Annotated in this window: 13 protein-coding genes; 10 read left to right on the top strand and 3 right to left on the bottom strand. The window is 47.8% G+C overall.

What is annotated here, in order from left to right:
* The first annotated feature begins 106 nt into the window (after nucleotides 1–106).
* The 8 genes from OCV81_RS16700 (at nucleotide 107) to OCV81_RS16665 (ending at nucleotide 9,648) form a co-directional block, all read left to right on the top strand.
* Nucleotides 107–2,845 (top strand): TonB-dependent receptor, encoded by a 2,739-nt coding sequence (locus tag OCV81_RS16700; RefSeq protein ID WP_148331000.1) that lies wholly within the window; start codon nucleotides 107–109, stop codon nucleotides 2,843–2,845.
* Nucleotides 2,846–2,865: 20 nt separating this feature from the next.
* Nucleotides 2,866–4,080 (top strand): DUF4876 domain-containing protein, encoded by a 1,215-nt coding sequence (locus OCV81_RS16695; protein WP_072546076.1) that lies wholly within the window; start codon nucleotides 2,866–2,868, stop codon nucleotides 4,078–4,080.
* Between the two features lie 60 nt (nucleotides 4,081–4,140).
* Nucleotides 4,141–5,682 carry a DUF6850 family outer membrane beta-barrel protein gene (locus OCV81_RS16690; protein ID WP_394802555.1) on the top strand — a complete coding sequence of 514 codons (1,542 nt, stop codon included), beginning with the start codon at nucleotides 4,141–4,143 and terminating at the stop codon, nucleotides 5,680–5,682.
* 18 nt (nucleotides 5,683–5,700) lie between these two features.
* Nucleotides 5,701–6,285, top strand: a complete 585-nt coding sequence (locus OCV81_RS16685; RefSeq protein WP_072546074.1) for a hypothetical protein — start codon at nucleotides 5,701–5,703, stop codon at nucleotides 6,283–6,285.
* A complete protein-coding gene (locus OCV81_RS16680; RefSeq protein ID WP_148330999.1) occupies nucleotides 6,269–6,844 on the top strand; it encodes a PepSY-associated TM helix domain-containing protein in 576 nt (191 codons plus the stop codon). The genes OCV81_RS16685 and OCV81_RS16680 overlap by 17 nt, the downstream gene beginning before the upstream one ends.
* Before the next feature lie 166 nt (nucleotides 6,845–7,010).
* On the top strand, nucleotides 7,011–7,898 hold the full coding sequence (locus tag OCV81_RS16675; RefSeq protein WP_072546072.1) for an ABC transporter ATP-binding protein: 888 nt from the start codon (nucleotides 7,011–7,013) through the stop codon (nucleotides 7,896–7,898).
* 24 nt (nucleotides 7,899–7,922) lie between these two features.
* Nucleotides 7,923–8,594, top strand: a complete 672-nt coding sequence (locus OCV81_RS16670) for a hypothetical protein (protein WP_072546071.1) — start codon at nucleotides 7,923–7,925, stop codon at nucleotides 8,592–8,594.
* Nucleotides 8,595–8,619: 25 nt separating this feature from the next.
* Nucleotides 8,620–9,648: a DUF4857 domain-containing protein gene (locus OCV81_RS16665; protein ID WP_072546070.1), complete on the top strand. Its 1,029-nt coding sequence runs from the start codon at nucleotides 8,620–8,622 to the stop codon at nucleotides 9,646–9,648.
* Here the strand turns inward: OCV81_RS16665 and OCV81_RS16660 are convergent.
* Entirely contained in the window at nucleotides 9,570–9,971 is a 402-nt protein-coding gene (locus OCV81_RS16660; protein ID WP_148331002.1) for a helix-turn-helix domain-containing protein, read from the bottom strand. The two genes, OCV81_RS16665 and OCV81_RS16660, sit on opposite strands and share 79 nt — an antisense overlap.
* Before the next feature lie 2 nt (nucleotides 9,972–9,973).
* Entirely contained in the window at nucleotides 9,974–10,336 is a 363-nt protein-coding gene (locus OCV81_RS16655) for a helix-turn-helix domain-containing protein (protein WP_148330998.1), read from the bottom strand.
* A 206-nt stretch (nucleotides 10,337–10,542) separates the two neighbouring features.
* On the opposite strand from OCV81_RS16655, the gene OCV81_RS16650 reads away from it, so the two are divergent.
* Nucleotides 10,543–10,836 carry a helix-turn-helix domain-containing protein gene (locus tag OCV81_RS16650; RefSeq protein ID WP_148330997.1) on the top strand — a complete coding sequence of 98 codons (294 nt, stop codon included), beginning with the start codon at nucleotides 10,543–10,545 and terminating at the stop codon, nucleotides 10,834–10,836.
* 30 nt (nucleotides 10,837–10,866) lie between these two features.
* Nucleotides 10,867–11,169, top strand: a complete 303-nt coding sequence (locus OCV81_RS16645; protein ID WP_148330996.1) for a helix-turn-helix domain-containing protein — start codon at nucleotides 10,867–10,869, stop codon at nucleotides 11,167–11,169.
* Nucleotides 11,170–11,238: 69 nt separating this feature from the next.
* On the opposite strand, the gene OCV81_RS16640 is transcribed toward OCV81_RS16645, so the two are convergent.
* Nucleotides 11,239–11,563: RhuM protein (locus OCV81_RS16640; protein WP_148331001.1), on the bottom strand; the 325-nt coding region annotated here is incomplete at its 5' end.

Below are 11,563 nucleotides of genomic sequence, written 5' to 3'. Positions count from 1 at the left end.
ATTCGATGCACTGTGCCCCCTTTTTACTAACGATGCAGATTATTTTCGCTTCTGTATCATATAGGCGCGTAGTTGCGGATTTGAGGTAAACCAAATAAAGGATGAGATGGTTTGCAAAAGTATATACGTACTTCTTTGGTTCATAACATTGGGTAATGTCTCTTTTTTATGGGGGCAGACATTTGCGTTTAGAGGTGTTGTGTTAGATAAACAGACCCATCAAACGTTAGATTATGCAACGGTTCAGTTATTTGTTGGGAAACAAATTGCTTATGGAGGCATTACAGATGCGAACGGGCGTTTTGAGCTCCCCCACATCCGGCCCGAAACTTATCGGGTGGTTGTTTCGTATTTAGGATATGATACCGTAGAAAAAGAAGTAAAGGTTGTTCAGGATATTTCAGAAACGTTTTATTTAAAGTCTTCGGCAACGGCGCTGAACGAGGTTGTTGTAACCGCTTCCGAGTCGAAGTACGCCGCCAGTGCATCCATAATCGACCGCACGGCGATGAAACACCTTCAGCCCAGCAGTTTCAGCGACTTGATGGAATTGGTACCCGGAGGTAAGTCGGCCGACCCCCAGATGGGGCAGGCAAACCTGATTCGTATCCGCGAAACCGGTCAGACATCGGCGCTTTCTTCGTTGGGCGTGGGGTTTTTCGTCGACGGTGTGTCCCTGAATACAGATGCCAACCTGCAATACATGCCGGGCAGCACTTCCAGCGTAAACGCCACCAGCACGATGGCGAAAGGAGTGGATATGCGTACCCTTTCCACCGACAATATCGAGAAGGTGGAGATTATCCGAGGTATTCCTTCTGTGGCGTACGGAAACGTGTCGAACGGCGCAGTGATTATCCAGCGCAAAACCAGCGAAAGTCCCTTGTCTGCACGCTTCAAAGCCGATAAAACCAGCAAACTGTTTTCGGTAGGTAAAGGAATCAGGCTGGACGGCAACGGACGTTATATTTTAAATGCCGATGTCAATTATCTGGATGCAAAGATTGACCCGCGCAACAGTGTGAAAAACTATACGCGCTTCACGGCGTCTGCCCGTCTGGATAGCAAGTGGCTGTGGAACGAGCGTAACATCCACTGGAATATCAGTACCGATTATACCGGTTCGTTCGACGATGCAAAACGTGACAAGGATGCCACCGTAAAAGAAGACGCTTACAAGTCGGATTTCAACAGCCTGAAGGTGGCAGGCAAATGGAATATGAAGTTTCCCGACCGTTCATGGATACGGGAGATAAACCTGACCACCTCCGTCAGCCAGCAATGGGAGAAAATGCGTGAAACGAAATCGGTCTCCCTCAACCGTCCGGCAGCCATATCCATTCAGGAAGAAGAAGGAGAATCTGACGGTATCTATTTACCATACAATTACGTGGCACAAATGGAAATCGACGGTAAGCCCTTATACGTTACGGCTGCGGCACGCACCCGCTTGGCTTTTCCTGTCGGCATGTTGCGTAACGAGACGAACATGGGCGTGGAGTGGAATTATCAGAAGAATTTGGGCGAAGGACAAGTGTTCGACGTCACGCGCCCCATCAGTGAAAGCATGAGTACCCGTCCGCGTCGTTTTAAAGACGTGCCGGGGCTGCAACCTTTTGCCTTCTATGCCGAAGAGGTTTTACATCTTCCCGTACAAAGCCATAAACTGTCTCTTACGGCGGGTGTCCGCTTGCAGTCGCTGTTGGGGCTTGACAGCCAATACGAGATGAAAGGCAAGGTATATCCCGACCTCCGTCTGGATTTGCAATGGCGTTTGCCTGCATTCAATGGATGGAATATCACTTTTTCCGGCGGTTTGGGATGGATAAGCCGTATGCCTACCATTTCGCAGCTTTACCCCGACCTGAAGTATGTCGATTTGATTCAGTTGAATTATTATCATACCAATCCCGATTACCGTCGCATCAACATGATGACGTATAAGTGGGACAATACCAATTATCAGTTAGAGCCGGCACGTAACCGGAAGTGGGAGGTTCGCGCCGATATAGGCTATAAAGGGAATCGCTTGTCTGTTACTTACTTCCGCGAGCGGATGAACAACGGTTTCGGCGACCTGACATATTACAAATCGCTGGCTTATAAACTCTATGACCCGTCGAGTATTGACGGCTCTACGCTGACTGCTCCTCCCGAACTGTCGGAACTGGCTTATACCGACGAATATAATCTTGACGTATATTCTACCGTGGGCAACGTGATGAAAATGGAGAAAGAAGGCGTGGAGTTTCAATTCTCATCCAAACGAATCGAACTGCTGAAAACCCGCGTTACGGTGTATGGGGCGTGGATAAAAAACATTTATAGCTCAGACGTTCCGAAATATAAGGCTTCCTCCATTTTGCTGGATAATAAGCAGTTGGAATACGTTGGATTATACGAGGGCGAAGAAGGAACAGAAAGTCAGGCGTTTAATACCAACTTTATGTTTGACACCTATCTCCAGCGTTTGGGCTTGACCTTTTCAACTTCACTGCAATGTACATGGTACACTAATCGCCGTAATCTGTGGAACGATGGTATGCCGGTAAGTTACATCGACCAGTCGGGCGAAACCTATCCTTTCCGTGCCGAAGATGCAGAAAACATCCAGTTGCAGCATCTGGTAGAAAAGTATTCGGCTACCTATTTCGAACGTACCACCGTGCCTTTCTACATGGATGTCAACTTAAAGGCAAGCAAGCGAATCGGTAAATACCTGAATCTGTCGTTTTACGTAAACCGCATCTTGGGCATTTATCCCGATTACACCTTGAGGGGAGTATTGCAACGCCGGACACCGGAATCGCCTTATTTCGGCATGGAAATGAACTTGACTTTTTAATAATCTAAAATAAAAAAGTAATGAATATGAAAAAAAATCAATTAGCTCTGGCGGTTCTCTTTGCGGCAGCATTGGGATTCAGCGCATGTAGTGACGACGAAGGAGTAAGCATGTCCGACGTAAGTATTTCTGCCACTGTAAATACAACAATCGAGGGGTTGCAGATAACCTCCGGTACTTATACATTCGAGAACGTGAATACATCTGCTAAGACCGATGTAAGTTACCCTACCAGCCTTATTCAGTTAGCGGATGGATTATATAACGTTACTTTCATCGGGAAGGGGACATATTCGCAGAACGGAACTTCGGTAGAGGTAAACGTGCAGGGAGTACAGCAGAACGTGACAGTTTCGGGCGGTTCGTGCAAGCTGGACTTGACGGCACACGTGGTGAATACAGGCGATGCCGACTTCGTGATTGCCGAAATATTCCTCCCCGGAACTTATAACGAGGCCGGAAAGCAGTATAACGGAGACCAATACGTGCGCATCTACAACAACTCGGATACGGTTCTGTATGCAGACGGACTGGTATTCATGGAATCGCAATTCACCACCACACAGAAATATCAGTCGGTAGACCCGGATATCATGAACGAAGCGATTGCGGTAGGTTCTGTGGTCGTAGTACCGGGCAACGGAACAGATTATCCGATACAACCGGGAGAGTCTTTTATTATCTGCGATAACGCCATCAACCACAAAGAGGCTAACCCGAACTCCATCGACCTGAGCAATGCCAACTTTGAATGGTACATCGAATCGAAACAAGACGTAGACAATCCGGCTGTTCCCAATATGGATATCTATTATTGCTATACCAAGACCATTTGGATACTGAACAAGCAGGGTAACCGTGCTTATGCCATCGGCAGACTGCCCGAAGGAATGACGAAAGAACAGTATATCGCAGATTATACTTACGACTACACGTATGTATTGCAAAGCGGAACGGTAAGCAAGCCTCAGAGCAAATATAAATTCCCTAACGAATGGGTGATAGACGCTGTGAATATCGGTGCTACCAATGAATGGCAGTGGAATGTTACGGCTACCGAACTGGATATGGGGCATACCTATATCGGCGTAAATAACACCGTGGCAGAAAACATCGGCAAGTGTGTAATGCGTAAGGTGGCTTATACGGACAATGACCGCGAGGTACTGCAAGACACGAACAACTCTACCGTTGATTTCACGCCGGCTGCCACTCCGAGTTTGTTTGCCGAATAATCAGAAACGTTTTTGTTGACATAATAAATCTTTGTTGTTTGTTTTATGATACGAATCCGGATGCGAATAGTTATAACGTTATTGGTTGCTTTCATTGGGACGAATGTGCAGAAAACCGTCGGACAAACGGTTGCCGATACGCTTTCATTGCCTGATAAGGTAATCCGTATGGGCTCGTTCGCAACCGGATTTCGCGGTGAAGTATGGCAGAATCCGGCACTGTATTATTATTACACTCCGTATACGTGGACAAGTGTGGATGTAAACGCCGTCCGTCATGATAAGGGCAGGGCAGCTTTGAAGCAAGAAGGCGATAACGATGCTCACGTCGGAGTAGATGTACATTCGTTTGTTATTCTGTCGGAGCATAATCGGGTGTTTGGGTCTGCCGGATACCGAAGCCGGAAACAAGACAATGTATTGTGGAACGAGAACATCGACTGGGAGTTGGTGGCTCCTTATGTAACAGGCGATTCAATAGGTGGTTTCCTGAAGGGAGAGACTTATTATTTCAATGGTGGATATGCCGATGAATCGGGGCGTTGGACATGGGGGCTGACCGGAGGTTACAGAGCTTCTCATAATTATCGGGATAAAGACCCACGTCCGCGCAATACGGCTTCCGATCTTTCTTTCTCCGCAGGAGGAGGCTATCGTTTGGGTACGTATCGTATAGGAGTATCCGCCGATTTCCGGTACTACCAGCAGAACAGTGAGATTTCGTTTCTTGCCGACAAAGGTTCTACTTCGGTATACCATGTATTGGGGCTGGGGATGGATTATGCGCGTTTTGCAGGGAATCAGACCGGAACAAAATATCAAGGTATGCAGTGGAAAGGAAGTGTGGGCATCCTGCCGGCAGATGCGGAACAGGGAATATCTGCCGTGGTTTCAATGGACCACATGGCTCTGGATAAGAAACTGAGCAGTGCCAATAATCTCACATTGCTGGAGCTGGGTACTACAAACTTGGATGGGAATGTGAGTTGGCTGCGGACTTCTTGGAAGGGAAATACTTTCGGTGTAAAGCTGAAAACGAAATATACAGTCCGTAAGGGAACGGAAAATCTCTACGGTGAGGCTGGCGGGAGTTCGTACGGAACACTGATTAGTACCTCGCCGGGGATAAAGATTGCCGACAGCAGGATTTCGGTAGAGGGACTGTGGGAGAAACTCCCGTATGGTGAACGGACATGGGGTGGAGCAATCATCCCTAACGTTACTTGTCATCGGTGGAGGGCCGATTACAACACGGTGTCTCGTTTCGTCCATCTGTCGGCATTGTCCGGTTCGTTGCGTGCCCGTTTGCACTATCAGATAAACCGTTTGCAGTTGGCGGCAGAAGCCAACGGCGGTTATTACGCCAACCTCTCGGCTGAATATGCTTTGCCGGGATTGGATACTTCGAAATCATCGGCACAAACCTTGTTGGCGAATATCACTTACTTGTCCGACAGTTACGGCTGGGCAGGAGTCCGCTTGCAGGGAAACTATCCGATAAAGAAATACAGTTTGTCGTTGTCATTCCAATGGCAGGGCACTTATTATAAAAAATGCGGAACGGCCCGGTATGCCGCTTGTTCACTGGGCGTCTTTTTCTAAAACTAAAAATGATAATGTATGAAAACTAAATTGATGGTTGCTGCCGCTTTTATGGCAGCTATGGTAATGATTACTTCTTGTGGAAACAGTAATAAGCAAAGTCAGTCTGAACAAACGGAACAGGCTGCTCCGTCGGCGTTAAGCATTGATGATTTGCTCTCGGATGCCGACTCGCTGGTAAACAAGGAGGTAACGATTGAGGGGATTTGTACACACACCTGCAAGCATGGCGCTACGAAAATGTTTTTGATGGGCAGCGACGATACTAAGACGATCCGGGTAGAAGCCGGTCCGTTAGGCTCGTTTGATACCCGTTGCGTCAATGCCATTGTCACGGTTGCCGGAACATTGAAAGAGCAGCGCGTTGATGAGGCTTATCTGCAAAACTGGGAAAGCCGGCTGAAAGCGCAGACCGAAAAATCTCATGGCGAAACGGCTGCCGGATGTGATTCGGAGAAGAAAGCACGCGGCGAAACAGCGAATACTCCCGAAGCACGCATTGCCGATTTCCGTGCGAAGATAGCTGAAAGAAAAACAGCTACCGGAAAAGATTACCTGTCGTTCTATTACTTGGAAGCAAGTTCTTATGAAATTCAAGAGTAAAGGAGCGGCGTTTCGCAAATGGAGTAGGACGGTTCATCGCGAACTCTCATTCTTCTTTGCCGGAATGATTCTGATTTATGCTGTCTCAGGTCTCGTAATGAACCATCGGGATAGCATAAATCCTCATTATACGGTTACGCGGAAAGAGTATAAGGTAACAGCGGACTTGTCTGACAAAAACAAGGTGAATGACAAGGTGATTCTGGCATTGCTGGAACCGTTGGACGAAGCGGAGAATTTCACCAAATATTATTACCCGAAACCGGATAGGATAAAAGTTTTCCTGAAAGGAGGCTCCAGCTTGGTGATTGACACCCGGACGAACGATGCGGTGTATGAAGGATTGAAGCGCCGTCCGCTCATCTCCCCGATGGTGCAGCTTCATTTTAATCCCGGCAAATGGTGGACTTGGTTTGCCGATGCTTTTGCTGTCTGCCTGATTTTAATCACCCTCAGCGGCATTGTGATGATTAAAGGGCCGAAGGGATTATGGGGCAGGGGAGGTATAGAACTGGTCATCGGTATTCTAATACCGGTCATCTTCCTTGCGTGTTTTTAAAACTTGTTGATAATCAGGGAGGAATCAGTGACGGTTAGTCCTGTAAAATTCATGCGGTAGAATTGGTCGGTTCTATGGGTAGAATTCATCAGTCCTATGGGTAGAGTTGGTTCGTCCTATGGGTAGAATTTTTCAAGGTATCAAAAAACGGAAAAAGATATAAAGAATGAGTGCAATAATAGAATGTAAAAACCTGACTCATTATTACGGCAAACGTAAAATTTATGAGAACCTGAGCTTCGATGTACCTCAGGGACGTATTTTAGGACTGCTGGGTAAGAATGGCACAGGGAAAACAACAACTATCAATATTTTGAGCGGTTATCTTCAACCGCGTTCAGGGGTGTGCCGCATATTCGGAGAGAATATTCAAACCATGAATCCCGCCCTGCGCCGGAACATCGGCTTGCTGCTGGAAGGGCATGTTCAGTATCAGTTTATGAACATTACACAGATAGAGAAGTTTTATGCTTCTTTCTATCCGGGGCAATGGAAAAAGGAGGCATATTACGACTTGATGAATAAGCTGAAAGTGGCTCCGGGGCAGCGCATCTCGCGCATGTCGAACGGGCAGCGTTCGCAAGTGGCGTTGGGGCTGATTCTTGCCCAAGACCCCGAACTTTTGATTTTAGACGATTTCTCTTTAGGGCTTGACCCCGGCTATCGTCGGCTTTTTGTCGACTATCTGCGCGATTATGCCCGCTCTGAAAATAAAACCGTTTTCCTGACTTCTCATATTATTCAGGATATGGAGCGGCTGATTGATGACTGTATCATTATGGACTACGGTTCTATTCTTATCCAGCAGCCTGTTGAAACATTGATGAAGAACCTCCGACGATATACTTGTACCGTACCCGAAGGCTATCAGCCTCACTTGCCGGAGAGCTGTTATCATCCGGCGGTGATTCGGCAGACACTGGAAACCCATTCTTTCCTTCCGCCTGCCGAAATGGAGGGACTTTTGAAACAGTCGCAAGTCCCCTATACCGATTTGCGGTACGAACACGTAAGTCTGGAGGACGCCTTCATCGGGCTTACCGGAAAGTATTAACATTAAACAGAAAAAGAGAAACGTATGATACAAGCCATATTTTATAAAGAGTGGATAAAAACACGCTGGTATTTGCTGTTGGCCACCCTGTTCATGATAGGAATCACGGGATACTCCATGCTTCGCGTCAGTCGCGTGATAGCCATGCAGGGAATCGACCATCTGTGGGTGGTTATGGTTCAGAAAGATGCCATATTTGTAGATTTGTTGCAATATGTTCCGCTGCTTACCGGTATCCTGCTGGCAGCCGTACAGTTTTTTCCCGAAATGCAACGCAAGTGCTTGAAGCTGACTTTGCATCTGCCTTACTCGCAGAAGAAGATGATTCTGGCTATTCTGGCTTTCGGGCTGCTTGCGCTGGCTGCATGTTTCGCCACGAGTTTCATCATCATGGGCATTTACCTGCCCCAGCACTTTACGGGCGAGTTGGTTCGGCATATTCTGCTGTCGGCAGTTCCGTGGTTTCTGGCAGGTGGTGCAGGCTATTTGTTCGTGGCGTGGATTTGTCTGGAACCCACATGGAAACGCCGGGTGCTGAATCTGATTATTGCCGCATTGATTTGCCGCATCTACTTCTTGGCTCCGGCACCCGAGGCCTATAACAGCTTCCTGCCCGTGCTGACCCTGTACACGCTGCTCATCGCTTCGCTTTCATGGATTTCCGTGGTGCGGTTTAAAGCCGGTAAACAAGACTGATTAATGATTAAAAAATGAAACAAAGATGATTCGATTCAGTAAAATATTTCTTTATCTCACCGTGGCGGTTCTGCTGGTATGGCAGTTGCCGTGGTGTTACGCATTCTTTACAGCCAAACCGGTGAAAACCCCGTTTACGATGTACAGCTCGGTTTTGGGCGACTTCATATTCATTCAGACGGACGCGAACAAGCAAATCCGACGCAGCGATACAAAGGGAAACACCTATACGCAGCAACAGGTAGACAGCCTGCTTCCTTCGTTTTATGTGCGTCAGCTTACGGCAGACGAGCGTTTTCCCGATACCATTTGCGGCAAAGCAGTCAGCCCGAAAGACATTCAAATGACAAACTTTACCTTTAAAAGTGTGCCTTCGGCAATCAACGCTCCCCAAACGGGAATTTATTTCCTGATGGAATCGATGTCCAAGCGGGTGGAGCTGAAGATGCCCGATGACGCTTTCCGTTTTACCGGTAAAGGCATTGAGTTTATCTGCATGGAGACAAACCGGATAGACGAACCGAAAAGCAAGCTGTTTACCGACATGTTGCTCCAAAAAGGTTTTGTTTTTCCCGCCAGCTATGCTTCGGGCAATCCTACCACCCGTAAAGATTACGACGAAGGATACTTGGTGCTGGACGCTAACCACCAACTGTTTCACTTGAAATGTACGAAAGGCTGTCCGTATGTAAAAGCCATTCGGCTGCCCGACAATGTGCGTCCGGAATACGTCTTCATCACCGAATTCCGCAGCCGTCAGACGTTAGGATACATGGTAGACAGCCGACATCATTTCTATGTGATTCAGAGCGACGGGAGTGTCATCAAATCTGCCATTCCTGCTTTTGACCCCACAAAAGATGAATTGACCATTTTCGGAAACATGTTTGATTGGACTGTGAAACGTTCGACAGACAAAGATGATTACTACTATGCCTTAGATGCCACCGACTATTCGCTGATAAAAGAATATGCTTATAAAGACATACGTCGTTCGGTTCCGGGGCTGTCGTTTACATCTCCTGATGATAAGTTCGTAAAACCCCGGTTTTGACAGGCATAGAACTCGACATCGTCCTTTTGGAAGTCCTTTACATGTTCCGACAGGAATTTCAGCACGTCATCTTCGCTGTAATAGGTCTTCTTGCCCAGTATCTTGTAGGGCAAGGCTCCCGTGCTGCGGTAGCGTTGCAGTGACCGTTTGCTTATCTGGAGCAGCAGGCACAGGTCCTGATTGTCAAAGAGCCGTATCCTGTCCGGCGTGTGTTCCCGTTTTTCCGGTGCTTTCAGGGCAAGCAGCATCTCGTCCTGACGTTCAAGCCTTTCAAGGATGGTTTCCATCCACTGCTCGAACAGTTTCTTTGTCAGCAGTTCCATGTTCATGTCCTCCTTCCTTTCGGCTGCCTGCCGTTTCCGGTGGGCAGTCTGCTGTTATGGTGCAGTTCATCGAGTGTCCTGCCGTCCTCCCGGATGGTATGGGAGTCAAGTATCCTCCGGATTTCCGAGAGCCTGTACTGGCATTTGCGCCGCAGGACCACGTATCTGATACGGTGATCATCCCTCATGCGCTGCAAGGTCCGCTTGCTTACGCCCAGTTCTCTGGCGGCTTCATTCGTGTCGAGAAGCCTGTCCGTATTTTCACGTTTCATCGCCTCCCTGATTTCACGGACATAGCCGGCCACTTCTGCTATCTGTTCCATCATTGCCTTGTATGCGGAACTTTCCATCGTTATCACTTTCATGTTCTGTCTTTTTTTCTTGTTCCTGCGGCAAAGTTCAGCAATAAACAAAAGGGGCTTTAACAACTCACTACGTGGTTCACGTGAGATTTTTTTGAGAAATGGCTCCGTTACCCGGACAAACGGCGCAACAAGTTGCCAGTTAGCAGAATATGGAATCTTTTTCTGCCTGCGTCATTACCTTTGCACGGAACTAAAATCAAATTCTTATGGAAACGGTATCTATTGAGAAAAAGACCTTCGAGGAACTGATGGTGCAGTGGGACGCCTTTGTGGAAAAAGTGACCGCCTTGCAGCGCAAGGGGGACGGGAAACGCCTTGCCCGTTGGCTCACGGGCGACGAAGTGTGTAACCGGTTACGGATAAGCCAGCGCACCTTGCAGAAACTGCGTGACAAGGGATTCATCGGCTATTCACAGATCGGGCACAAGTTTTTCTACAAGCCAGAAGAGGTCAAGCGGCTGATTCCGCTTGTAGGCATAATCCACCCCAGCGGCAAATAACCGAATATTCACCACTAAATCCGAAGTAACATGAATGAGAACAATGAAATCATCACGATGGAAGACGAAAAGGTCGCTTCCATATTGCAGAAAATGAGAAAAAGCTCCAGATGGCTCAGCGGGTTTCTGGAGAGTTACCGCCCGCCGCTTGACGGTGAGGTGTACCTGACAGACAAGGAAGTGGCAGATCTTTTACGGGTAAGCCGCCGTACTCTTCAGGAATACCGTAACGAGCGGCTGCTGCCTTATATCATTTTAGGTGGAAAGGCACTGTATCCCGAATCGGGACTGCGTGAGGTACTGGAAGCGAACTATCGGAAACCTTTCAGATAGCCTCCGACCAAAAGCAAGAACGGACAACCGAATGACGGCTGTCCGTTCTTGCTTGCGTTTGTTCCGTTCTCAGCAATGGCCTCCTTTGGCTATCGGCACAAACAGCATATAGGTATCCTTCTGCTCTTTGGCGTACGCTTTCCGTAAAAGCCACGAACGGAACACATGGGTATAATAGGTATTCAGGCGGAACGCTATCGGTATAATGATTTCAAGGGAATAGACATCGGCATTCAGACCGTTTTCCAGCCGGACATACCGGCACACCTCAAAGTCATTCAGCACGTCCGTTTTCAGGATTGCCCGGATAGCCGCATTCACCGCCGTTGTTGTCACATTGAACAGTTCTCCGATTTCCCATGCCGTCATCCATACATCGTTACCGGTTACGGTT

This window comes from Phocaeicola fibrisolvens (assembly GCF_025567125.1).
Taxonomy (GTDB): Bacteria; Bacteroidota; Bacteroidia; order Bacteroidales; family Bacteroidaceae; genus Phocaeicola; species Phocaeicola fibrisolvens.
Note: the sequence above shows the minus strand (reverse complement) of the source record. Positions and strands in the feature narration are given on the sequence as shown.

Bases quoted from the DNA above. Each gene is read 5' to 3' on its own strand.
- OCV81_RS16690 (WP_394802555.1), top strand. From the start codon at position 4,141: ATGCGAATAGTTATAACGTTATTGGTTGCTTTCATTGGGACGAATGTG.
- OCV81_RS16665 (WP_072546070.1), top strand. From the start codon at position 8,620: ATGATTCGATTCAGTAAAATATTTCTTTATCTCACCGTGGCGGTTCTG.
- OCV81_RS16685 (WP_072546074.1), top strand. From the start codon at position 5,701: ATGAAAACTAAATTGATGGTTGCTGCCGCTTTTATGGCAGCTATGGTA.
- OCV81_RS16700 (WP_148331000.1), top strand. From the start codon at position 107: ATGGTTTGCAAAAGTATATACGTACTTCTTTGGTTCATAACATTGGGT.
- OCV81_RS16695 (WP_072546076.1), top strand. From the start codon at position 2,866: ATGAATATGAAAAAAAATCAATTAGCTCTGGCGGTTCTCTTTGCGGCA.
- OCV81_RS16650 (WP_148330997.1), top strand. From the start codon at position 10,543: ATGGAAACGGTATCTATTGAGAAAAAGACCTTCGAGGAACTGATGGTG.
- OCV81_RS16675 (WP_072546072.1), top strand. From the start codon at position 7,011: ATGAGTGCAATAATAGAATGTAAAAACCTGACTCATTATTACGGCAAA.
- OCV81_RS16660 (WP_148331002.1), bottom strand. From the start codon at position 9,971: ATGGAACTGCTGACAAAGAAACTGTTCGAGCAGTGGATGGAAACCATC.
- OCV81_RS16655 (WP_148330998.1), bottom strand. From the start codon at position 10,336: ATGAAAGTGATAACGATGGAAAGTTCCGCATACAAGGCAATGATGGAA.
- OCV81_RS16680 (WP_148330999.1), top strand. From the start codon at position 6,269: ATGAAATTCAAGAGTAAAGGAGCGGCGTTTCGCAAATGGAGTAGGACG.
- OCV81_RS16645 (WP_148330996.1), top strand. From the start codon at position 10,867: ATGAATGAGAACAATGAAATCATCACGATGGAAGACGAAAAGGTCGCT.
- OCV81_RS16670 (WP_072546071.1), top strand. From the start codon at position 7,923: ATGATACAAGCCATATTTTATAAAGAGTGGATAAAAACACGCTGGTAT.